Annotated in this window: 16 protein-coding genes; 11 read left to right on the top strand and 5 right to left on the bottom strand. The window is 73.4% G+C overall.

The window, feature by feature from the left end; all coding sequences use genetic code 11:
- Positions 1 to 9: 9 nt before the first annotated feature.
- The 3 genes from ACZ407_RS22945 to ACZ407_RS22935 all read right to left on the bottom strand — a co-directional run bounded on the left by ACZ407_RS22945 (position 10) and on the right by ACZ407_RS22935 (position 4084).
- The gene (locus tag ACZ407_RS22945; RefSeq protein ID WP_468131057.1) at positions 10 to 1353 is read right to left on the bottom strand and encodes a cytochrome P450; all 1344 of its coding nucleotides are present in this window, start codon (positions 1351 to 1353) and stop codon (positions 10 to 12) included.
- 150 nt (positions 1354 to 1503) lie between these two features.
- Positions 1504 to 2262, bottom strand: coding sequence for a hypothetical protein (locus ACZ407_RS22940; protein ID WP_468131055.1), 759 nt, complete (start codon positions 2260 to 2262; stop codon positions 1504 to 1506).
- Between the two features lie 157 nt (positions 2263 to 2419).
- A complete protein-coding gene (locus tag ACZ407_RS22935) occupies positions 2420 to 4084 on the bottom strand; it encodes a PucR family transcriptional regulator (RefSeq protein WP_468131053.1) in 1665 nt (554 codons plus the stop codon).
- A gap of 253 nt (positions 4085 to 4337) precedes the next feature.
- Here ACZ407_RS22935 and ACZ407_RS22930 point away from each other — a divergent pair, with 253 nt between their 5' ends.
- From ACZ407_RS22930 to ACZ407_RS22895, 8 genes are all read left to right on the top strand, one after another.
- Positions 4338 to 5231, top strand: coding sequence for an FAD binding domain-containing protein (locus ACZ407_RS22930; RefSeq protein WP_468131051.1), 894 nt, complete (start codon positions 4338 to 4340; stop codon positions 5229 to 5231).
- 2 nt (positions 5232 to 5233) lie between these two features.
- Positions 5234 to 5833 carry a (2Fe-2S)-binding protein gene (locus ACZ407_RS22925; protein WP_468131049.1) on the top strand — a complete coding sequence of 200 codons (600 nt, stop codon included), beginning with the start codon at positions 5234 to 5236 and terminating at the stop codon, positions 5831 to 5833.
- 2 nt (positions 5834 to 5835) lie between these two features.
- On the top strand, positions 5836 to 8235 hold the full coding sequence (pucD, locus tag ACZ407_RS22920) for a xanthine dehydrogenase subunit D (protein ID WP_468131047.1): 2400 nt from the start codon (positions 5836 to 5838) through the stop codon (positions 8233 to 8235).
- Positions 8236 to 8516: 281 nt separating this feature from the next.
- On the top strand, positions 8517 to 9977 hold the full coding sequence (locus tag ACZ407_RS22915) for an NCS2 family permease (protein WP_468131045.1): 1461 nt from the start codon (positions 8517 to 8519) through the stop codon (positions 9975 to 9977).
- 91 nt (positions 9978 to 10068) lie between these two features.
- Complete coding sequence (locus tag ACZ407_RS22910; protein ID WP_468131043.1) at positions 10069 to 11220, top strand: XdhC family protein; 1152 nt, start codon at positions 10069 to 10071, stop codon at positions 11218 to 11220.
- A 164-nt stretch (positions 11221 to 11384) separates the two neighbouring features.
- Complete coding sequence (locus ACZ407_RS22905) at positions 11385 to 12593, top strand: glycoside hydrolase family 6 protein (RefSeq protein ID WP_468131041.1); 1209 nt, start codon at positions 11385 to 11387, stop codon at positions 12591 to 12593.
- Positions 12594 to 12624: 31 nt separating this feature from the next.
- The gene (locus tag ACZ407_RS22900; RefSeq protein ID WP_468131039.1) at positions 12625 to 13848 is read left to right on the top strand and encodes a GNAT family N-acetyltransferase; all 1224 of its coding nucleotides are present in this window, start codon (positions 12625 to 12627) and stop codon (positions 13846 to 13848) included.
- Positions 13849 to 13898: 50 nt separating this feature from the next.
- Positions 13899 to 14807 (top strand): oxidoreductase, encoded by a 909-nt coding sequence (locus tag ACZ407_RS22895; protein ID WP_468131037.1) that lies wholly within the window; start codon positions 13899 to 13901, stop codon positions 14805 to 14807.
- Positions 14808 to 14859: 52 nt separating this feature from the next.
- On the opposite strand, the gene ACZ407_RS22890 is transcribed toward ACZ407_RS22895, so the two are convergent.
- On the bottom strand, positions 14860 to 17130 hold the full coding sequence (locus tag ACZ407_RS22890) for a terpene synthase family protein (protein WP_468131035.1): 2271 nt from the start codon (positions 17128 to 17130) through the stop codon (positions 14860 to 14862).
- Between the two features lie 222 nt (positions 17131 to 17352).
- On the opposite strand from ACZ407_RS22890, the gene ACZ407_RS22885 reads away from it, so the two are divergent.
- The 3 genes from ACZ407_RS22885 to ACZ407_RS22875 all read left to right on the top strand — a co-directional run bounded on the left by ACZ407_RS22885 (position 17353) and on the right by ACZ407_RS22875 (position 19664).
- Complete coding sequence (locus ACZ407_RS22885) at positions 17353 to 17655, top strand: winged helix-turn-helix transcriptional regulator (protein WP_468131033.1); 303 nt, start codon at positions 17353 to 17355, stop codon at positions 17653 to 17655.
- A gap of 239 nt (positions 17656 to 17894) precedes the next feature.
- A complete protein-coding gene (locus ACZ407_RS22880; RefSeq protein ID WP_468131031.1) occupies positions 17895 to 18848 on the top strand; it encodes a 2-dehydropantoate 2-reductase in 954 nt (317 codons plus the stop codon).
- A gap of 9 nt (positions 18849 to 18857) precedes the next feature.
- A complete protein-coding gene (locus tag ACZ407_RS22875) occupies positions 18858 to 19664 on the top strand; it encodes a hypothetical protein (RefSeq protein ID WP_468131029.1) in 807 nt (268 codons plus the stop codon).
- Between the two features lie 117 nt (positions 19665 to 19781).
- Here the strand turns inward: ACZ407_RS22875 and cobN are convergent, their stop codons facing one another.
- The gene (cobN, locus tag ACZ407_RS22870) at positions 19782 to 23405 is read right to left on the bottom strand and encodes a cobaltochelatase subunit CobN (RefSeq protein ID WP_468131027.1); all 3624 of its coding nucleotides are present in this window, start codon (positions 23403 to 23405) and stop codon (positions 19782 to 19784) included.
- Positions 23406 to 23432: the final 27 nt, after the last annotated feature.

Raw genomic sequence — 23432 nt, 5'->3', positions numbered from 1 at the left:
GTATCGTGCTCACCGCGCACGCAGCCGGATGCCCAGCCGCCTTGGCCGCAGGATGGTCGCCAGCTGCGCCGGCCGCAGGTCGGCGCCCGGCGCCACTTCCAGCCGCCAGCGGCTCACCGTGCTCGCCAGGGCCAGCGCGGTCTCGCCGAGCGCGAAGGTGTCGCCGATGCACTTGCGCGCCCCGCCGCCGAACGCGGCGAACGCGCCCCGCGGCAGGCCCGCGGCCCGCTCCGGGAGCCACCGGTCCGGATCGAAGGAGTCCGGGTTCTCGAAGAGGTCGGCCCGGCGCTGGACCACGTACGGGCTGAAGACCACCGTGCTGCCCGGTGGGATCCGCCGGCCCGCCAGCTCGGCGCCCCGGCCGGTGGTCATGCGGGTCAGCAGCCAGCCCGCCGGGTACAGCCGCATGGTCTCGGTCAGCACCTGCTTGGTGAACTCCAGCTCCGGGACGTGCTCCCAGCGGGCCGGACCGCCGTCCAGGACCGCGTCCACCTCCGCCCGCAGCCGGTCCTGGACCTCCGGATGCCGGGCCAGGAGCAGGCAGGCCCAGGTCAGGGTGGCCGCGGAGGTCTCGGAACTGGCGGCCAGCAGGGTGACCATCTGGTCGTGCAGCTCGGTGGGGGTGGGCTCGCGGCCCATCCGCCCGCCCGAGGACAGCACCACGGAGAGCACGTCTCCGTGGTCCTCGCCGGTCTTCTTGTACTCGGCGATGAGTTCGTCGATGGCGCCGTGCAGGTCGGCGATGGCCGCGGCGTACCGGCGCCGGCCGCGCGTGGGCAGCTTCTGGAGCGGGCCCGGCACCAGCATCCGGGCGAAGATGTTCCCGAGCATGACGTCGAAGGACCGCTCGATGCGGCGGGCCGTCGCGTCGGCTATTTCCGTCGAGAACAGGGCCCGCACGGCCGTACCGAGGGTGAAGCGGTACCAGGTGCTGAAGGCGTCGATGGTGCAGCCGTCGTACCAGGACTCCTGCAAGGGGCCGAGGCGCTGCTCCATGGCGGCGCCGTATTGCGCCAGCCGCTCGGGGCGGAACGCGGGCTGGAGGAGCCGCCGTTGCGCCCGGTGCTCCGCGTGCGGGCAGCTGCCCAGCCCGTTGCCGAGGAAGTCGCGGGCCTTCTCGTAGAGCAGCCCGCCCTTGTCGAAGGTCCGGTCGTCGGCCAGCACCTGGTGGAGAAGGTCCTGGTGGCAGGGTACGTACGCGGTCTGCGGGCCGAGCTTGATCTCGACCAGGTCGCCGTACCGGGGGAGTTCCGAGAGGAACTGCAGGGGGCGGTGCAGCAATTGCCGTCCGTGCCCGACAAGGGGGAGCGCTCCGGGGGCGCTCCCGGTCGTGAACTGCGTCTTCACTGACATGCCTGGCAGGGTGCCCATCAGCCCCGCAGCCACAAACACTGATCTTGCGGCGCATCGGCGCCCGGGGAGGAGCACGGTGCACCCGAGCGCCCCCGGGTCCCCGGAGGCGCTCCCCGGACGGCGGTGCCGCCGGTCAGGGCGGTACCGCCGTCAGGCGGGGCCCGGCGTGAGGCTCGCGGCCAGCCAGGTCGGTACCCCGCCCAGCAGCTGGACCAGCCGCCGGGCCTCGGCCCGCAGCCGCCCCGCCTCCGGTTCCTCCTCGGCCTCCGCGAGCGCGGCGAGGGCCGGGGCGGTGCCGATCAGGTAGCCCAGCTCCTCGCGCAGCCGCAGGGACTGGGTGAAACCCTTGCGGGCCTCGCCGAGCTCCCCGTTGCGCAGGGCGAGCCCCGCCAGGTGGCGCCAGGTGAACGAGAGCAGCAGGGTGTCGCCGTGCGCCGCGGCCGCGGTGTGCGAGCGGTGGTAGGCGGCCTTGGCCGCCTGCGGGGAGCCCGCGATGTTCTCGGCGACCAGCCCCCGGCGGAAGTCCAGGAGCGCCCGCCGGGGCGAGGCCGGGGGGATGAGCGCGGCCGCCCGGCCCAGCGCGGACCGGGCCTCGTCGCCGCGGTCGCGCACGCCCAGCAGGGTGGCCGCGTAGGCCAGGTAGCCGCGCTCGCACGCGGCCTCCCCGCGCTCGTCGTCCGTCCCGGCCGTGGCCTCGGCGGCCCGCAGCGCGTCCTCGGCCTCGGTCCAGCCCGCCTCCGTGTAGAGGCAGCGCTCGATCAGCAGGGCCGCCCGCTGGAGCGCCGGGCCGGGAGCGCTCGCGTGCGGCTCCAGCAGGGCCGCCGCATCCGTCCAGCAGCCGCGGGACCGCAGCCGCCATATCGCCCGCTGCAGGGGGTCGTCGCCCCCGGCCGTTCCGGTTTCCGACATGGCGGTCTCCGCCACATTGCCCTCCCCAAAGCGCGCCGTTGAGCCCTGGGGCGAATCCCAGCACACACCGGCGTGATCGGCCAAGGGGTCTGGTGAAGGCTTTCACAAAGTCTGGATCCGACTATGTGATCATCCGTCAGAGGGTGCCGGTCCTTCGTCAGCTCATACGCAGGGCGAGGAAGAAATCGAGCTTGTCCTCCAGCCGCGAGAGGTCCCGGGCCGTCAACTGCTCGATTCGCCCGACGCGGTAGCGCAGGGTGTTGACGTGCAGGTGCAGGCGGGTCGCGCAGCGGGTCCACGAGCCGTCGCAGTCGAGGAAGGCCTCCAGGGTCGGGATCAGCTCGGCGCGGTGGCGCCGGTCGTAGTCCCGCAGCGGGTCCAGCAGCCGCGCCGTGAACGCCCGGCGGACGTCGTCCGGCACGAACGGCAGCAGCAGCACGTGCGAGGCCAGCTCGTGGTGGCCCGCGGCGCACACCCGGCCCGGGCGGGCGGCGGCCACCCGGCGGGCGTGCCGGGCCTCCTCCAGCGCCCCGCGCAGCCCCTCGGCGGAGTGCACGGCCGCGCTCACGCCCAAGGTCAGCCGGCCGTCCTCGGCCAGGCCCGCGGCCAGCGGCTCGCGGACCGTCGCCAGCAGGGCGTCGGCGTGCAGGGCGGCGTCCGGCTCCCCCTCCCCGGCCAGCGCGGGCAGCGGCACCAGGGCGATCGCCTCGTCCCCGGCGTGCGCCACCGCGATCCGGTCCGAGGGCTCGGGGCCCGAGGCCCCCGGGTCCACGAGGATCTCCTCCAGCAGGGACTGGGCCACCGGCCCGCCGGGGATGTCCCCACCGTCCCAGTCCACCCGGGCCACCACGACCTGCCAGTGCGGGGCCGCGCCCAGGCCGGGCAGCAGCACCGGGGCGGCCACCCGCAGGCGGGCCGCGATCTCGGCCGGCGGGGCACCCGTCTGGACCAGCTCCAGGACCTCCTGGGCCAGCCGGCGGCGCACGGTGCGGGCGGCGTCCCGGCGGTCCCGCTCGACGGCGATCAGCTGGGTCACGCCCTGGAGCAGGTCCAGCCGCTCCGCGGGCCAGTCCCCGGCGTCCGCCTCCACGGCCAGCAGCCAGTCCGACAGCACGCTCTCGCGCACGTCGCGCACGGCGGGGGCGGCCCCCCGGCCCTGTCCCTTGATCGGGAAGAGCGAGTACGTAATACCCTGGATGGAGATCCGGTGCGGGCCCCTGCGGCCGGTCCGGACCGCCGCCAGGTGCTCACTGGCGAGCGCCGCGCACACGCCCGGCGCCAGGGGCTCTCCGGCCCCGGCGATCTGCCGGCCCGTGGGGGACAGCACCCAGGCGCGCAGATCGAGGTCGGTCGTGAGGAGATCCAGCACCACGTCGGGGCCGCCGCCCGCGGGGCCCGAGGTCATCAGCCGCCGGTGCCGGTCCACGACGGCCGCGAGGTCCCCGGCGCGCTCCCCGGACACCTGCCGGACGACGTACTCCGTGATCGTGGCGAATGCAACGGTTTCGTTCACCGCGAACAGCGGCAGCCGGTTGCGCCGGCAGGCCGACACCAGATCGTCGGGGATGTCGCCCAGCTCGGCCTCGCCGGCCGCCAGCCCGGCCACCCCCGCACTCGCAAGGATTCGTACGAACGGCTCGGAGTCGGCCGGATTCTTTCGCCATGCCAGGCCGGTCAGCACCAATTCGCCGCCCGAGAGGTACCTGCTCGGGTCGCGCAGGTCGGTCGTCATGACGCCGCGAACCGTGCGGTCGAGCTCTTCCTCGCCGCCCAGGAGCCGCAGGCCCAGCGCCTCGGTTTCCAGCAGTGCGCGCAGCCTCATGGGGTCGCCGCCGATCTGTCTCGATGTTGCCGTTGAAAATCCGGGAGGCCGCTCCGCCTCGCCTTTCATACGAATCTACAAGACAGGGGAGGTGCCCAGCCAACTGCTTCATGGTTTCGGTGACTGCACCCGGGGGACGCGCGGCTTGTGTACTGACTCCACACCGCGTTAACAGCACGTGAACGACCAGTCGAGGGGCCCTTGGCCCTCCTGGCTTGAAGTGAACGACCCGATTAAGAAGAAGAGAGCCGACATGGACTTCCTTCGCCCCGCCAGCTGGGAGGAGGCACTCGCCGCCAAGGCCGAGTACCCCACAGCTGTGCCGATTGCGGGTGGCACCGACATCATGGTCGAGATCAACTTCGACCACCGCCGTCCGGAGTACCTCCTCGACCTCAACCGCATCGAGCTGCTGCGGGAGTGGGAGGTAGGCGAGGAGGTCACCAAGCTCGGCGCCTCCGTCCCTTACACCCAGATCATGGAGAACCTCCGCGGTCCTCTGCCGGGTCTCGCGCTCGCCTCGCACACGGTCGCGTCCCCGCAGATCCGCAACCGCGGCGGTGTCGGCGGAAACCTCGGCTGCGCCTCCCCGGCCGGCGACTCGCACCCCGCGCTGCTCGCCGCCGACTGCCAGGTCGAGGTCGAGTCCGTACGCGGCTCCCGCCTGATCCCGATCGACGAGTTCTACACCGGGGTGAAGCGCAACGCGCTCGCCGCCGACGAGCTCATCAAGACCGTTCACATCAAGAACGCCACGGGCCCGCAGCAGTACTCGAAGGTCGGCACCCGCAACGCGATGGTCATCGCGGTCTGCGGCTTCGGCCTCGCGCTGCACGCCGACACCCGCACCGTGCGTACGGGCATCGCCTCGGCCGCCCCGACCCCGATCCGGGCCAAGGCCGCCGAGGAGTTCCTCAACGCCGCGCTCGAAGAGGGCGGCTTCTGGGAGAACGGCAAGGTCATCACCCCGTCGATCGCCAAGCAGTTCGGCGAGCTCGCCTCCGCCGCCTGCAACCCGATCGACGACGTCCGTGGCACGGCGAAGTACCGCCGTCACGCGGTCGGCATCCTCGCTCGCCGCCAGCTCGTCTGGACGTGGGAGCAGTACCGCGGCACGAACGGCCGCTCGCTTGAAGGGGCAGCGTAACCATGCGCGTCAATTTCACCGTCAACGGCCGTCCGCAGGAAGCCGACGACGTCTGGGAGGGCGAGTCCCTCCTCTACGTCCTGCGTGAGCGCCTGGGCCTGCCCGGCTCGAAGAACGCCTGCGAGCAGGGCGAGTGCGGTTCCTGCACGGTCCGCCTCGACGGCGTGCCGGTCTGCTCCTGCCTGGTGGCCGCCGGCCAGGTCGAGGGCCGCGACGTGGTGACCGTCGAGGGCCTCGCCGACTTCGCCAAGCAGCGCGAGGAGCACGGCCACGCCTGCGGCACCGGCGCCTGCGGCGGCGGCAAGGGCGTGTCCACCGACGAGGCCCGGCAGTGGTCCGCCAAGGGCACCGACTCGCAGACCGGCGAGGGCGTGGAGCTCTCCAACATCCAGCAGGCGTTCATCGACGCTGGCGCCGTCCAGTGCGGTTTCTGCACCCCGGGTCTGCTGGTCCAGGCCGACGCGCTGCTGGAGAGCAACGCGTCCCCGTCCGACCAGGACATCCGCGAGGCCCTGTCCGGCAACCTCTGCCGCTGCACGGGCTACGAGAAGATCCTCGACGCGGTCCGCCTGGCGGCCGCCCGTCAGTCTGAGGCGGTCTGACCATGGCCAACACCCGTACGACGCCCGCCGGTACGCCGACGAACGTCACCCAGAACCACACCAAGGGCGGCATCGGCGAGTCCACGCTCCGCCCGGACGGCACCCTCAAGGTCACCGGCGAGTTCGCGTACTCCTCGGACATGTGGCACGAGGACATGCTGTGGGGCCAGACCCTGCGCAGCCCCGTCGCCCACGCCGAGATCGAGAGCATCGACATCTCCGAGGCGCTGGCCATGCCCGGCGTCTACTCCGTCCTCACCTACGCGGACCTGCCCGCGGAGATGAAGAACTACGGTCTGGAGATCCAGGACACCCCCGTCCTGGCCAACGGCCGGGTACGCCACCACGGCGAGCCGATCGCCCTCGTGGCGGCCGACCACCCGGAGACCGCCCGCCGCGCCGCCGCGAAGATCAAGATCGACTTCAAGGAGCTCCCGGTCGTCACGGACGAGGCCTCCGCCCTCGCCGAGGACGCGGTGCTGCTCCACCCGGGCCGCGACGACCACCACGCCGGCCACGTCCCGCACCCGAACATCGTGCACCGCCAGCCGATCATCCGCGGCGACGCCGACGAGGCGGCCAAGAAGGCCGACGTCATCGTCACCGGCGAGTACACCTTCGGCATGCAGGACCAGGCCTTCCTCGGCCCGGAGTCCGGCCTCGCGGTACCGGGCGAGGACGGCGGAGTCGACCTCTACGTCGCCACCCAGTGGCTGCACTCGGACCTCAAGCAGATCGCCCCCGTCCTCGGCCTGCCCGAGGAGAAGGTGCGCATGACGCTCTCCGGCGTCGGCGGTGCCTTCGGCGGCCGCGAGGACATCTCGATGCAGATCCACGCCTGCCTGCTGGCCCTCGCGACCAACAAGCCGGTCAAGATGGTCTACAACCGCTTCGAGTCCTTCTTCGGCCACGTGCACCGCCACCCGGCGAAGCTCTGGTACGAGCACGGCGCCACCAAGGACGGCAAGATCACGCACATGAAGTGCCGGATCGTGCTCGACGGCGGCGCCTACGCCTCGGCCTCCCCGGCCGTCGTCGGCAACGCGTCCTCCCTCTCGGTGGGCCCGTACGTCATCGACAACGTGAACATCGAGGCCGTCGCCCTCTACACGAACAACCCGCCCTGCGGCGCGATGCGCGGCTTCGGCGCCGTCCAGGCCTGCTTCGCGTACGAGGCCCAGATGGACAAGCTCGCGGCGAAGCTGGGCATGGACCCGGTCGAGTTCCGCCAGCTGAACGCCATGGAGCAGGGCACGATCATGCCCACCGGCCAGGTCGTGGACTCGCCCGCCCCGGTGGCCGAGCTGCTGCGCCGGGTCAAGGCCCGCCCGCTGCCGCCGGAGCGCCAGTGGGAGACCGCCGGCGAGGGCGCGGACGTCCGCGCGCTGCCCGGCGGCCTGTCCAACACCACCCACGGCGAGGGCGTCGTCCGCGGCGTCGGCTACGCGGTCGGCATCAAGAACGTCGGCTTCTCCGAGGGCTTCGACGACTACTCCACCGCCCGTGTGCGCCTGGAGGTCATCAACGGCGAGCCCGTCGCGATGGTCCACACGGCCATGGCGGAGGTCGGCCAGGGCGGTGTCACCGTGCACGCCCAGATCGCCCGCACGGAGCTCGGCGTCACCCAGGTGACCATCCACCCGGCCGACACCCAGGTCGGCTCCGCCGGTTCCACGTCCGCCTCCCGGCAGACGTACATGACCGGTGGCGCCGTGAAGAACACCTGCGAGGCCGTGCGCGAGAAGCTGCTGGAGATCGGCCGCCGCAAGAACGGCTCCTACCACCCGGCCTGGGCCCACGCCGAGCTCCTCCTGGAGGGCGGCAAGGTCGTCACCGACGGCGGGGAGGTGCTCGCGGACATCGCCGACATCCTGGAGGACGAGGCGATCGACCTGGAGCTGGAGTTCCGCCACCGGCCGACCGTCGCGTTCGACCTGGTCACCGGCCAGGGCGACGGCCACGTCCAGTACACCTTCGCCGCCCACCGCGCGGTGGTCGAGGTGGACACCGAGCTCGGCCTCGTCAAGGTCGTCGAGCTCGCCACCGCCCAGGACGTGGGCAAGGCCCTCAACATGCTCTCCGTCGTCGGCCAGATCCAGGGTGGCACCACCCAGGGTCTCGGTGTCGCGGTGATGGAGGAGATCATCGTGGACCCGAAGACCGCGAAGGTGCGCAACCCCTCCTTCACGGACTACCTGATCCCGACCATCCTCGACACCCCGACCATCCCGGTCGACGTCCTGGAGCTCGCCGACCCGAACGCGCCGTACGGTCTGCGCGGTCTCGGCGAGGCCCCGACCCTGTCGTCCACCCCGGCCGTCCTCGCGGCCATCCGGGCGGCGACGGGCCTGGAGCTCAACAAGACGCCCATCCGTCCCGAGGCCCTGACCGGCACCCTCTAGGACCCAAGGCTCTCCGGGCGGTGCGACAGGGAACGTCACACTTCACCGCCGCACCGCCCGGAGCACGAAGTACCGCACCGCTCGCGGTCCCTTCCCCCCTGCACCACCGCTTCACCCCCGCACCACCCCCGCAGGAAAAGCAGTAAGGCAGTTCGGCACCACCGCAGTACCCGCTTCGTCTCGGGCCGTCACCCCGGGTCGTGCAGCCAACGTTTCATCCCAAATCCCGCGCTCATCAATCCCCATGCGGGTGCCCCTTTGAACCTTGGGAGTTAGGCACCATGACCCAGTCGTCAGTGGAGCCCAAGACCACCGCGGAGGACGCGGGCTCCGGCTCGCCCGCCCCCGCCGGACGGTCCTGGCTCGACCGGTACTTTCACATAACCCACAGAGGATCCAACGTCGGCAACGAAGTGCGTGGCGGTATCACGACCTTCATGGCGATGGCCTACATCCTGCTGCTGAACCCTCTGATCCTCTCGGGCAAGGACGTTGCCGGAGACACCCTGAGCCAGAAGGCTCTCATCACGGCCACCGCGTTCGCCGCGGCCGTGACCACGCTCCTCATGGGCTTCGTCGGCAAGGTGCCGCTGGCCCTGGCCGCCGGCCTCTCCGTGTCCGGCGTGCTCAGCTCGCAGGTCGCCCCCGAGATGACCTGGCCGCAGGCCATGGGCATGTGCGTGATGTACGGCGTCGTGATCTGTCTCCTGGTCGTCACCGGCCTCCGCGAGATGATCATGAACGCGATCCCGCTGGCCCTGAAGCACGCGATCACCATGGGCATCGGCATGTTCGTCGCCCTGATCGGCCTGGTGAAGGCCGGGTTCGTGCACGCTTCGCAGGGTGGCGGCCCCGTCACCCTCGGTCCCGCCGGCGAGCTCGCCGGCTGGCCCGTGCTGATCTTCTGCGTGACCCTGCTGGCCATCTTCATGCTGCAGGCGCGCAAGGTTCCCGGCGCGATCCTCATCGGCATCGTCGGCGGAACCATCCTCGCCACCATCCTCAACGCGGTGGCCGACATCGACCCGAAGGCCTGGCGCAGCGGCCCGCCGGAGCTCTCCGGCTCCGCGGTCTCCATGCCCGACTTCTCGCTCTTCGGACAGGTCGAGTTCGGCGGCTGGGGCGAGGTGGGCGCCATGACGATCGGCATGATCGTCTTCACCCTGGTGCTCGCCGGCTTCTTCGACGCGATGGCCACCATCATCGGCGTCGGCACCGAGGCCAAGCTCGCCGACGACAAGGGCCGCATGCCGGGCCTGTCGAAGGCCCTGTTCATCGACGGTGCCGGCGGGGCCATCGGCGGCCTCGCGGGCGGCTCGGGCCAGACCGTGTTCGTCGAGTCCGCCACCGGCGTCGGCGAGGGCGCCCGCACCGGCCTGGCGTCCGTGGTCACCGGCCTGTTCTTCGCCGCCTGCATCTTCTTCACCCCGATCACCCAGATCGTCCCGGGTGAGGTCGCCTCCGCGGCCCTGGTCGTCATCGGCGCGATGATGATGCAGAACGCCCGCCACGTGGACTGGGCCGACAGCTCGGTCGCGATCCCGGTCTTCCTGACCGTCGTGATCATGCCGTTCACGTACTCGATCACCGCGGGCGTCGCCGCGGGCGTCATCGCGTACGTCGCCATCAAGCTCGCGCAGGGCAAGGCCCGCGAGATCGGTGGCTTCATGTGGGGCCTGACCGCGATCTTCGTGGTGTTCTATGCACTGCACCCGATCGAGGGATGGCTCGGCATCAACTGAGCAGAGGCGCCGTCCGGGCCCCGCGAGGGTCCGGACGGCGCCTTCCCCTTCACGCATCCGATACTGGACACCAAGCGCCGAGGAGGCCGACATGCTGGACATCGCCGAAGAGCTGAACCGGTGGGTCGAGCAGGGACGAGACTTCGCCGTCGCCACCGTCGTGGCGGTCGGCGGCAGCGCGCCCCGGCAGCCCGGCGCCGCCCTCGCCGTGGACGGCGAGGGCACGGCCATCGGCTCGGTCTCCGGCGGATGCGTGGAGGGGGCCGTCTACGAGCTGTGCCGGCAGGCGCTGGAGGACGGGGAGACCGTCCTGGAGCGCTTCGGATACAGCGACGACGACGCCTTCGCGGTCGGTCTGACCTGCGGCGGCATCATCGACATCCTCGTCACCCCGGTCCGTGCCGCCGACCCGCAGCGGGCGGTCTTCGAGGCCGCGCTCGGCGCCGCCGCCGAGGGCGAGCCGGCCGCCGTGGCCCGGGTGGCCGCCGGCCCCGCCGAGCTGATGGGCCGCGTCGTGCTGGTCCGCGGGGACAGCGGCCACGAGGGAGGCCTCGGCGGCCACCCCGAGCTCGACCGCACCGTGGCCGAGGAGGCCCGCGCCATGCTGGACGCCGGGCGCACCGGGCTGCTGGAGATCGGGGCCGACGGCCGGCTCTGCGGGGAGCCCCTCAAGATCCTCGTCGAGTCCAGCGTGCCCGCCCCGCGGATGATCGTCTTCGGGGCCATCGACTTCGCCTCCGCCCTGGTCCGCATCGGCAAGTACCTCGGCTACCACGTCACCCTCTGTGACGCCCGCCCCGTCTTCGCGACCAAGGCGCGCTTCCCCGACGCCGACGAGATCGTCGTCGAGTGGCCGCACCGCTACCTGGAGGCCACCCAGGTCGACGGCCGGACCGTGCTGTGCGTGCTGACCCACGACGCCAAGTTCGACGTGCCGCTGCTGGAGCTCGCCCTGCGGCTGCCGGTCGCGTACGTCGGCGCCATGGGCTCCCGCCGCACCCACGAGGACCGCAACCGCCGGCTGCGCGAGGTCGGCATCACCGAACTCGAACTCGCCCGCCTGCGCTCCCCGATCGGCCTGGACCTCGGCGCCCGCTCCCCGGAGGAGACCGCGCTGTCCATCGCCGCCGAGATCGTCGCCAACCGCCGCGGCGGCAGCGGCGCCGCCCTCACCGGCGCCCACATCCCGATCCACCACGACAGCTCCGAGACCTCCGTCACCCGGATCGGTGTCGTCGCCTGAAGGACGCGGCCGCCGGCCGGCCCGGCCCCCTGACGGGCCGGAGCGGCCGGGGGCCGTACGGGGGCAAGCAGGACGAGGGGCGCAACCCGCACGGGTTGCGCCCTTGCGCCGCCCGGGTAACGCGGCTTGACCCGCCCGCGCGCCCTGCACCAGCGTCGGCTGCCGTGCACCACCGACACCTCGCCCGGGCCCTGCTGCCCGCCGCCGCCCTCGCGGCCGTCCTGCTCCCCGGCGTCCCCTCCGTACCCGCCGTACCGGCGGTGCACCGGGAGGCCGCCGCACTCGAACTGCCCCTCTACGTCCCGCCCGCCAACCCGGCCGCCCTGGCCCAGGCCCGGGAACTGAGCGCCCGGGGCCTGGGCCGGGAGGCCGAAGCGATCACCGCGATGACCGCCACCCCGCACGCGGTCTGGCTGGGCGACCAGAGCCCGGCCGAGGCGGAGGCCGAGGCCCGGGCCACCACCCTGGACGCGGCCCGCCACCAGAGCCTGCCGGTCCTCGTGCTCTACAACGTGCCCGGCCGCGACTGCTCCCAGTACTCGGCCGGCGGGGCCTCCGGCACGGCCGCCTACCGGGACTGGATCGACGCCGTCGCCCGCGGCATCGACGACCACCGCGCGATCGTGGTCCTGGAGCCCGACTCCCTGGCCCTGCTGCCCCGGGAGTGCCCGGCGGGCGCGGCCGGCGGGGACGAACTCGCGCGCACCCGCACCGCCGCCCGCTACACGGAGATCGACTACGCGGTGCGGGCCCTGGAGTCCAAGCCGGCCACCGACGTCTACCTCGACACCGGGCACGCCACCTGGCACACCGTCAACAGCATCGTGCCCCGGCTGCGGCAGGCGGGCATCGCGCGGGCCACCGGCTTCGCCGTCAACGTCTCCAACTACAACACCGACGCCGCCAACGTCTGGTTCGCCTACCTGGTCTCCGTCTGCCTCGCCCACACCGAGGCCGGCGGCAGCGCCGCCGACTGCCCCGACCAGTGGCGGCCCCGCGCGGAGGCCCAGGCCTGGATCGACGGCCGGGCCCGGGTGCCGGATCCGGCCAGGATGAAGCACTTCATCACGGACACGAGCCGCAACGGCCGCGGCCCCTGGAAGGCCCCCGAGGGCAAGTACCGCGAGCCGCAGGACTGGTGCAACCCGCCCGGCCGCGGACTGGGCGCCCGGCCCAGCACCGCCACCGGATACGTCCTCCACGACGCCGTGCTCTGGATCAAGACCCCGGGGGAGTCGGACGGGTCCTGCCTGCGCGGCACCCGGGGCCCGCGCGATCCCGAGCGCGCGATGGTCTCCCCGAAGGCCGGGGAGTGGTTCCCCGAGCAGGCCCTCGAACTGGTGCGACTGGCAAATCCGGCCATTATGAGGTGAGCCGTCCCCAATGAGGGATTAGGGTCCGGTCATGGTGGACATCCGAGACGTACCCGAGGACGGCATCGACCGCGCGCAGGAGCTCGCCTACCTGGTCTTCCACGACCGCCCGGAAGAGGAGGAACGCGCACACCACCGCCAACTCCTCGCGGGCTGCGAGCGGATCGGCGCGTACGAGGACGGCACCCTGGTCGGCTTCATGGCGGCCCACCCGTTCACCGTCTCGGTTCCCGGCACCGATCTGCCCTGCCCCTGCCTGACGTTCGTGGCGGTGGCGCCCACCCACCGCCGCCGCGGGGTGCTGACCGCGCTGATGGCGGAGCAGCTGGACCGCGCGGTGCGCGCCGGCCGGCCCGTCGCCGCGCTGTGGGCCTCCGAGGCGGCGATCTACGGCCGCTTCGGGTTCGGCGCCGCCACCCAGGGCGCCACCGTGGAGATCGACTCCACGCGGCCGCTCGCGCTGCGCATCGCCCCCGACGAGCGGCCGCTGCGGCTGGTCGACCCGGCCGAGGCACCCGGCCTGCTCGGCCCGTACTTCGACCGCACCCGCGCGGCCCGTCCCGGACGGACGGCCCGGGACGCCGAGCGCTGGCGCACCGAATGGCTGCGGGAGAAGGACCCCGAGGACGAGGGCATGGGGCCGCCGCGGATCCTGGCCCTCGGCGAACCGCTCGCCGGATACGCGGTGTTCCGCACCAAGGCCGAGGACAACACCGGTCCGGTACGGGTGCCCGGACTGGTCCGCGTGGACGAGCTGGAGGCCGACACCCCGGCGGTGGCCGCCGCCCTGTGGCAGTGCCTGGCGGCCGTGGACCTGACGGGGAAGGTGAGCGCCTGGGGCCGGCCGCTCGACGACCCGCTCCTGCTGTTCGCCGCCGACCGGGACCAGGTCCGGATCACCGAGTGGTTCCCGGCGCTGTGGCTGCGGCTGGCCGACGTCCGGGCGGCGCTGACCGCGCGCAGCTGGGCGGCCCCGGTGGAGCTCGTACTGGAGGTCTCCGACCGATGGCTGCCCGCGAACGCCGGCCGGTTCCGGCTGAAGGCGGGCCCGGACGGCTCCGCGTACGAGCCGGCCCGGGCCCCGGCCGACCTCGGTCTCGACGTCCGCGACCTGGCCGCCTGCTACCTGGGCGGCACCCGGGTCGCGGACCTGGTACGGGCCGGGGTGGCCGCCGAGCACACCCCGGGCGCGGCGGCCGCCCTGGACGCGGCCCTGGCCGTGCCCCTGCTCCCGCACACGCTCGACGAGTTCTAGGCCGTTCCGGGCACCGGCACGGCGGCCCCGCATTGTGTGATCATCTCAGGATGCCTTCAGAGATGATCCACGCATCCGCAGCAGGTACCTGGACCCTCGGCGACCTGGTCGTCCACCGCATCGGCTTCGGCGCGATGCGCCTCCCGCAGACCGGCGAGGCCTTCGCGCCGGGCGCCGCACCGCGCGACCGCGACCAGGCGGTCGCCGTGCTGCGCCGGGCCGTCGAGCTCGGTGTCAACCACATCGACACCGCCTCCTTCTACTTCTCCTCCCTGCGCTCCGCGAACGAGCTGATCGCCCGGGCCCTGGCCCCGTACCGGGAGGACGTGGTGATCGCCACCAAGGTCGGGCCCTCCCGCGGCCCCTCCGGGGAGTGGCTCGACCACGCGGGGCCCGAGCAGCTGCGCGGGCAGGTCGAGGAGAACCTGCGCCAACTCGGCCGCGACCACCTGGACCTCGTGAACCTCCGGATCCTCGGCACGGCCTCGATCGCCGAGCGCTTCGGGGCTCTCGCCGAGCTGCGCGAGGCCGGCCTCATCCGGCACCTGGGGATCTCCAACGTCCGCCCCGAACACCTGGCCGAGGCGCAGGAGATCGCGCCCGTGGTCTGCGTACAGAACCGCTACGGGCTCGGAGTGCAGCCCGAGGACGACGAGTTCGTGCGGCAGTGCGGCGAACAGGGCGTCGCCTACGTGCCGTTCTACTCGATCGCCGGGGCCGGGCGGGAGGCCGGCGCGACCGGCACCGAACCCGCGGAGGTGCTGGAGGTGGCCCGCGCCCACGGGGCGAGCCCCGCGCAGGTCCGGCTCGCCTGGTCCCTGCACCGGGGCCCGCACGTGCTGGCCATCCCCGGCACCGGGGACCCCCGCCACCTCGTGGAGAACGTGGCGGCGGGAGCGCTGGAACTGACCGCGGAGCAGCTCGCCCTGCTGGAGACCGCGCACCGGCGCGGGGCCTGAGGCCGAGGGGCCCGGCCGCACGTGCGGCCGGGCCCCTCCGCCCGCCGGATCGTCAGCCCGCGGCAGCCGCCGGGGCCGTCGCGGCTGCCGGGGCCGCCGGGGCGCCGGGCGTGCGGAAGGGCAGCCGGGCCGCGGACATGCCGAGGCCCGGGGCCCAGGAGGTGCGGCCCATGCCGGTGGGCTGCTCGTACAGGTCCTCCTCCCGGTAGCGGCGGGTCCGCTCGTGCCAGTGGGCCACGCCCGCGACCCAGTCCTGGAGCTCGCGCACGTACGCGTCCATCGCCGCGCGGGCTGCGGGGTCCAGCTGCCGGTCCTCGTACAGCACCGGCAGCCGGGTGGCGACGATGTGCTCGAACTCCTGCAGGCGCTGGTTCATCAGCTGGTGGCAGATGTGCACCGCCTCCGGATAGCCGATGCCGAAGAAGGTCCGGGTGACGAGCACGTGGTTGTGCACCTCGCCGTCCACCTCGACCTCCTTCTGGTACGACCACAGGTCGTTGAGCAGGCACGCGGCGTCCGCCACCGCGTTCTCCAGGGAGCGCACCGGACCCGAGTCGAAGACCTCGTCCGGGATGCCGCGCCCCTGGTGGCCGAGCCGGCAGAGGTACATCGTGAGCCGGGAGCCGAAGGTGCGCCGGCGCATCTCGGCGTAGTCCACGGGATCCGGGACCCGGTGCAGGGCGTCGTTCTCCAGCTCCCACTCCCAGCTCTCCAGCATGTCGGCGAGCAGGGCCCGCAGCTCCGCACGGGCCGCGGGGGCCATGCCGGGAGCCGTGCGCGCCCACAGGTCGGCCAGGCTGCGTTCCAGCGCGGTCGCCGGCGGGGGTGCCGGGGACAGGTCCACGGGCATCATCGTGACCAGCCGCGCGGTGGCGGCCCGCGCCCCGGCGAGGTCGTTCGTACGCCCGAAGGCCTGCGGGTAGTAGTCGTCGGCGTACGTGCCCCAGGTCAGCCAGGCCGCGCTGAGGAAGAGATCCTCCGCGGTGGCGTCCGGGTCGATACCGGCCGCGCAGAGGGCGAAGTCGTAGCCGCGGAGCTTGCGTTCGGTCCAGATGGCGGAGGCCGGATCGCCCGGCTGCGGGTCGAGCAGGCCCACCTCGCGGGCCCAGGCCACGCTCTCCTCGCGGGCCCGCCCGAGGTGCGGGCTCAGGGACAGCGGGAACGGCTTGTACACCTCGGGGACCAGTGAGGGGCCGGTGCGCTCGTGGGGGACGTGGCCGAAGGACCGCAGGCGCAGGGCCGCGGAGCGCGGGGTCACCAGGGAGCGGATGTCGAGGGCGCTGCTGCCCAGGCCCTTGGGCATGAACGGCAGGGTGTGCGGGCTGGTGCGCCGGGCCTCCTCGTTCATGTAGCGGCTGGAGACCATGTGCCACTCGTGGCCGCCGGACTGCCAGTCCTGGAGCCCCTTGACGTACGCGAAGACGGCGGCGGTCTCGGCCGGGTCGAGGGCCTCCTCGGCGCACAGCCGGGGGAGTTCGGTCAGCGCGGTGTGCTCGAACTGGTGCAGCCGCGAGGTCAGCAGGTCGTTGGAGACCTCCGCGGCCTCCTGCGTGGAGCAGTCCAGGAAGGTCTCCAACACCAGGACGGCATTGGACAGTTCACCCTCCTCGGCCACCTCGCGTCGGTAGGAGAACAGGTCGTTCCTGATGTGCACGGCGTCCGAGAAGGCGTCCCGCAGCACCATGAGCGGCCGGGAGCGGGCCACCCGGGCGGGCAGTTCGGCGGACGCGTACTCCACGAGCCCGGCCGACCAGGGGGCGCCGCCCACCTTGCGGCGCATCTCGATGTACTCCAGCGGGTTCGCGATCCGGCCGATGCCGATGTTCGCGAGCTCCCACATGGACTCCTCCAGCAGGTGGCGGGTGCTCTCGGAGAACCGTTCCCGCCAGTCCGCCGTCATCGCCGGCACGGTGCGCGCCCACAGGTCGGCCAGACCCGCCTCGACCGGGTTGGTCGCCTCCGGGAAGCCGCCCGCCGGGTCCATCGGCATGAAGGCGGCCAGCCGGTCCAGGTGGGCCCGGGCACCCGCCCGGTCCGCGGTGCGCTTGAACGCCTCCAGGAAGTGGTCGTCGAAGAAGAAGACCCACACGTACCAGTCGGTGACCAGCGACAGGGCCTCCTCGTCGCAGTCCGGGTGGGTGTGGGCGCACAGCAGGGCGTAGTCGTGGGACTCGAGGTCCTCGGAGGTCCACACCCCCGAGCCCTCCAGCATCCCCATCCCGCGGGCCCACTCCCGGGTGTGCGCTCTCGCCTCCTCCACGTGGGGGTTCAGGCGGGCCGGATGGGGCACGTAGAAATCCGGCAGTCGGAACGGCTGCGTCACTTCGGGCTCGGCCTTTCGTCCAGGGGCGCGGGGAGCCGTGGCGCGCCCCCGCGCGGGAGCCGTGCCGCGGCCCCCCGCACGAGAATCAGCGGGGCCCTACCCCGGAGCGGTCCCGGATATGGACGAGTTCACTGCATCGGGTGAGAACTCGGCCCAGGTTGATGATCGTTGACTTCGGAAAAACGGTTCACTCACCGAACCGTCCCGCCTAGGCTGCGCGGTGTGACACTGCCGCGCGACTACAAGGGCCAGAGCTGCGCCCTCGCCCGCACGATGGAAATCGTGGGCGAGCGATGGACGCTGCTGATCGTGCGCGACGCGTTCTACGGGGTGCGGCGCTTCGGTGACTTCGCCCACCACCTGGGCATCCCCCGGGCCGTCCTCACCGACCGGCTCGGCCGGCTCGTCGGAGCGGGAGTACTGGCCCGGGTACCCGCCGAGGGCAAGCGCGAGCGGTACGAGCTCACCGCCAAGGGCCGGACCCTGTGGCCCGCCGTGCGGGCCCTGACCGCCTGGGGCGAGTAGCACTGCGCCCCGCCCGGCGGCGGACCGCGGCGGATCTTCCGGCACACCGCCGACGACGGGCCGCTCGGCCCCGACGACCGCTGCACCCGCTGCGGGGAGCCGGTCCCCCTCGCCGACATCCTCGTCACCCCCGGCCCCGGCCTCCCGCCGCCCGCCCCCGCCGACGACCCGGTGACGGAGGCCCTGCACCGCCCGCACCGGCTCCTGACCACGCTCCCTCCCGCGAAAGGCACCCCCTCATGAGGATCCTCACGGTCGGCGCCGGCGCCGTCGGCGGCTTCTTCGGCGCCCGCCTGCTCCAGTCCGGGCAGGACGTCACCTTCCTCGTCCGCCCGGCCCGCGCCCGGGCCCTCGCCAGGCGCGGACTGCGCGTCGAAGGACTCGGCGAGAGCCTGCGCCTCACCCCCGACGCGGCCACCGCCGACGGCCTGCGCGGTCCCTTCGACCTGGTCCTGCTGGCGGTCAAGGCCACTGCACTGGAGCCGGCCCTCAAGGACCTCGCCCCCGCCGTGGGCCCCGGCACCGCCGTGCTGCCGCTCCTCAACGGCATGGCCCACCTCGAACCGCTCGCCGACCGGCTGGGCCCGGCCGCCGTGCTCGGCGGCGTGGCCAAGGTGGTCACCACCCTGAACGAGCACGGGGACATCCTGCGCATGGCCCCGCCCGCCGTGATCCTCACCGGCGAGCTCGACGGCACCTCCTCCGACCGCGTCGCGCAGATCCGCGCCGTGCTCGGCGCCGCCGGCATCGACTCGCCCGAGGTCCCGGACATCACCGCCGCCATGTGGCACAAGTGGGTGTTCATCGCCACCCTCGTCGCCCTCACCTGCCTGATGCGCGGCTCCGTCGGCGAGATCAACGCCGTACCCGGCGGACCGGACCTGGGTCCCGCGATCCTCGCCGAGGCCGCCGCCGTCTCCGCCGCCGCCGGCCACCCCGTCCCCGAGCAGGAACTCGCCTTCACCGCCGCGACGGTGACCACCCCCGGCTCCCCCCTGACCCCCTCCCTCTACCGCGACCTGGCGGCCGGCGCCCCGACCGAGGCCGAACACGTCATCGCCGACCTGACCCGACGGGCCCGCGCCCTGTCCGTGCCCACCCCGCTCCTCGACCTGGCCGCCCTCCACCTGCGCGTCCACGAACACCGCCTGGCCGCCGGCAATCCGTTCGACTCCGCGACGTCCCGGACCTAGCCTCGTGGAGTGCAGCAGGATCAACTCGCCCTCGTCAGGCTGGCCCTGGGCGCCGTCGCCCTCCCGTACGCGGCGCTCGCAGTGCGCTGGGGGCTGCGTCGGCTGCGCGACCGGCGGGTCCGCGAGCGGTTCGCCGCCTACGAACCCGACCCGTACTACGCCCACATGGCCGCGGGCAGCGCGGAGCCGCCCGAACTCGTCGCGGTGGCCGACCTGGTGGGGGCGGGCCTGGTCCGCGTGGACGACTACGGGGAGGTGCACCTCACCGCGGCCGGACGCGACCCGGCGCGCCTCCCCGCTCACCCCGTGCCGGCCGCCGTCCTGGCCTGCGTACGCTCCCGGGCGTACGCTCCGACGCTCCGTCAGATACGTGCCGACGAAGCCCAGTCGAGGGCGGTACAGGACTGGCGCTGGGCGCACCACGACGCCCTGCCCCGCTGGATCCGCGCTCCGGACGGCGGCAGCTGCTGCCTGTACGTGCTCTTCCTCCTGTTCGCCTGCTGCGCCTTCGGGGCCCTGCTCGGCCTCACCTGCGACCTCGCCCCCTTCGGGCGCGCCGACGCCCTGACCGCCCTCGCCACCCTGGCCTGCCTGGGCCTGCTGGCGGCCCTGCCCGCGTTCTGGAAGCGGGTCCGCCCGCACCCGGGCCGCGCCGAACACGTGGCGCGGCACCTGGCCGCCCGCCCGCACCCGGCCCTGCGCTCCCTCGGCGAGGACGCGTACCTGCGGCTGGCGGCCGGCCTGAAGGACCGCGAGTGCCCGCAGTGCGCGGACGTCCCCGCCTGGGTGCTCCACGACGGGCCCGGCGACTGGTGACCGCAGTGACGCAGTGACGCGGTGACGCGGTGACGCAGTGACGCGGTGGAACGCCGGAGGGCGGGGCCGCACCGGCCCCGCCCTCCGTCCCCGGCCGCCCGGCAGGCGGCCGGACTGCTACTCCGCCTCGCCCTCCAGGCTGCCCTCCGTGTCGAGGAACACCTGCCGCAGCGCCTCCAGCGTCTGCGCGTCCGGCTTCTCCCACATGCCGCGGGACTCGGCCTCCAGCAGCCGCTCCGCGATCCCGTGCAGGGCCCAGGGGTTGGCCTCCTCCAGGAACGCCCGGTTCTCCGGGTCCAGGACGTACGTCTGCGTCAGCTTGTCGTACATCCAGTCCGCGACCACGCCCGTCGTCGCGTCGTAGCCGAAGAGGTAGTCCACCGTGGCGGCCAGCTCGAAGGCACCCTTGTAGCCGTGGCGGCGCATCGCCTCGATCCACTTCGGGTTCACCACCCGGGCCCGGAAGACCCGCGAGGTCTCCTCCACCAGGGTGCGCGTGCGCACCGTCTCCGGCCGGGTCGAGTCGCCGATGTACGCCTCCGGGGCCGTGCCCCGCAGCGCCCGCACCGTCGCCACCATGCCGCCGTGGTACTGGAAGTAGTCGTCCGAGTCCGCGATGTCGTGCTCACGGGTGTCCGTGTTCTTCGCGGCCACCGTGATCCGCTTGTACGCGGTCTCCATCTCCTCGCGCGCCGGGCGCCCGTTCAGCTCCCGGCCGTACGCGTAACCGCCCCACACCGTGTACACCTCGGCCAGGTCGGCGTCCGTGCGCCAGTCCCGGCTGTCGATCAGCTGGAGGATGCCCGCGCCGTACGTGCCGGGCCGCGAGCCGAAGATGCGGGTCGTGGCCCGCCGCTCGTCCCCGTGCTGCGCCAGGTCCGCCTGCGCGTGCGCCCGCACGAAGTTGGCCTCCGCCGGTTCGTCCAGCGAGGCCGCCAGCCGTACCGCGTCGTCCAGCAGGCCGATCACGTGCGGGAACGCGTCCCGGAAGAAGCCCGAGATGCGCAGCGTCACGTCGATGCGCGGCCGGCCCAGCTCCTCGTACGGGATCGCCTCCAGGCCGGTGACCCGCCGCGAGGCCTCGTCCCACACCGGGCGCACGCCCAGCAGGGCCAGGGCCTCAGCCACGTCGTCGCCCGCCGTGCGCATCGCGCTCGTGCCCCACAGGGACAGACCCACCGAGGCCGGCCACTCGCCGTTGTCGGTGCGGTAGCGCTCCAGCAGCGAGTCGGCCAGCGCCTGGCCGGTCTCCCAGGCCAGGCGCGAGGGCACCGCCTTGGGGTCGACCGAGTAGAAGTTCCGGCCGGTCGGCAGCACGTTGACCAGACCGCGCAGCGGCGAGCCCGAGGGGCCGGCCGGCACGAAACCGCCGTTCAGCGCGTGCACCGCGTGGTCGAGCTCGTCGGTCGTCGCGGCCAGCCGCGGCACCACCTCGCGGGCCGCGAACGCCAGCACGTCCGCCACCCCCTGCGGGTGCCCCGCCGCCACCGAGGAGACCGCGGCCGGGTCCCAGTCCGCCGCCTCCATCGCCTCGACCAGCGCCCGCGCCGTCTCCTCCGCCGCATCGGCCGAGGTCCGGGTGGCCGCCGACTCGTCCAGGCCCAGCGCCTCGCGCAGGCCCGGCAGCGCCGTCGTGCCGCCCCAGATCTGGCGGGCCCGCAGGATCGCCAGGACCAGGTTCACCCGCTCCGGGCCGGCGGGCGCGCCGCCCAGCACGTGCAGGCCGTCGCGGATCTGCGCGTCCTTGACCTCGCACAGCCAGCCGTCGACGTGCAGCAGGAAGTCGTCGAAGCCGTCGTCGTCCGGACGCTCCTCCAGACCCAGGTCGTGGTCCAGCTTCGCGGCCTGGATCAGCGTCCAGATCTGCGCCCGGATCGCCGGCAGCTTCGCCGGGTCCATCGAGGAGATCTGCGCGTACTCGTCGAGGTGCTGCTCCAGCCGGGCGATGTCCCCGTACGAGTCGGCGCGCGCCATCGGCGGCACCAGGTGGTCGACCAGCGTGGCGTGCACCCGGCGCTTGGCCTGGGTGCCCTCGCCCGGGTCGTTCACGAGGAACGGGTAGACCAGGGGCAGGTCACCCAGCGCCGCGTCCGGCGCGCACGCCGCCGACAGGCCCGCGTTCTTGCCCGGCAGCCACTCCAGGTTGCCGTGCTTGCCCAGGTGGATCATCGCGTCGGCGCCGAAGCCGCCGTCCGCCGCCGCGGCCTGGATCCAGCGGTACGCGGCCAGGTAGTGGTGCGAGGGCGGCAGGTCCGGGTCGTGGTAGATCGCGATCGGGTTCTCGCCGAAACCGCGCGGCGGCTGGATCAGGATCAGCAGGTTGCCGCGGCGCAGTGCCGCCAGCACGATGTCCCCGTCCGGGTCGCCGCCCCGGCCCACGCGCGAGCGGTCGAGGAACATCTCGCCCGGCGCCGGGCCCCAGTGCTCCTCCACCGACTCGCGCAGCTCCGCCGGCAGCTGGGCGTACCAGCGGCGGTAGTCGGCGGCCGGGATGCGCACCGGGTTGCGGGCCAGCTGCTCCTCCGTCAGCCAGTCCTGGTCGTGGCCGCCCGCCTCGATGAGCGCGCGGATCAGCTCGTCGCCGTCGCCGGAGACCAGGCCGGGGATCTCCTCCTCCGGGCCGAAGTCGTAGCCCTCGGCGCGCAGCCGGCGCAGCAGGGCCACCGCGCTCGCCGGGGTGTCCAGGCCGACCGCGTTGCCGATGCGGGAGTGCTTCGTCGGGTACGCCGACAGCACCAGCGCGATCCGCTTGTCCGCGTTCGGCGTGTGCCGCAGCTTCGCGTGCCGCAGGGCGATGCCCGCCACCCGGGCGGCCCGCTCGGGGTCCGCCACGTACGCCGGCAGGCCGTCCGCGTCGATCTCCTTGAAGGAGAACGGCACGGTGATCAGGCGGCCGTCGAACTCCGGCACCGCGACCTGGCTGGCGGCGTCGAGCGGCGACAGCCCCTCGTCGTTCTCCTCCCAGGAACTGCGCGAGCCCGTCAGGCACAGCGCCTGCAGGATCGGCACGTCGAGCGCGGCCAGCGCGCCCGCGTCCCAGGCCTCCTCGTCTCCGCCCGCGGAGGCGTCGGCCGGGCGGGTGCCGCCCGCGGCGAGCACCGTCGTCACGATGGCGTCGGCGTGCGCCAGCTCCGCGAGCAGCTCCGGCTCCGGGGCCCGCAGCGAGGACACGTACAGCGGGGCGGGCGTGCCGCCGGCCTCGACGATCGCATCGCACAGGGCGTGCACGAAGGCGGTGTTCCCGCTCATCTGGTGGGCGCGGTAGTACAGCACCGCGATGCGCGGACCGTACGGGCGCACGGGGGTGCGCTCCAGCGGGCCCCAGGTCGGGGCGGCGGCCGGGGCCTCGAAGCCGTGGCCGGTCAGCAGCACCGTGTCGGAGAGGAACCGGGCCAGCTGGCCGAGGTTCTCCGGGCCGCCGTGCGCGAGGTAGGCGTGCGCCTCCGCGGCGATGCCGATCGGCACGGTGGAAGCGGCCATCAGCTGGGCGTCGGGGGCCTGTTCACCGGTGAGCACCACCACCGGCCGGTCCTGGCCGGGCGCCAGCAGCACGTCCAGCCCCTCCTGCCAGGCGCGCAGACCGCCCAGCAGGCGTACGACGACCAGGTCGGCGCCTTCGAGCAGCCCGGGCAGGTCGTCGAGCGGCAGCCGGGAGGGGTTCGCGAAACGGTACGGAACCGGCCCCTCCGCAGCGCGGGCGCTGAGCAGATCGGTGTCGGACGTCGACAGCAGCAGGATCATGCGGCGGCAGGCCTTCCTCGGGGTTTC

This window comes from Streptomyces sp. NPDC030809 (assembly GCF_055572195.1).
The sequence above is the reverse complement of the archived record's forward strand: the minus strand, read 5'-3'. Positions and strand labels throughout refer to the sequence as shown.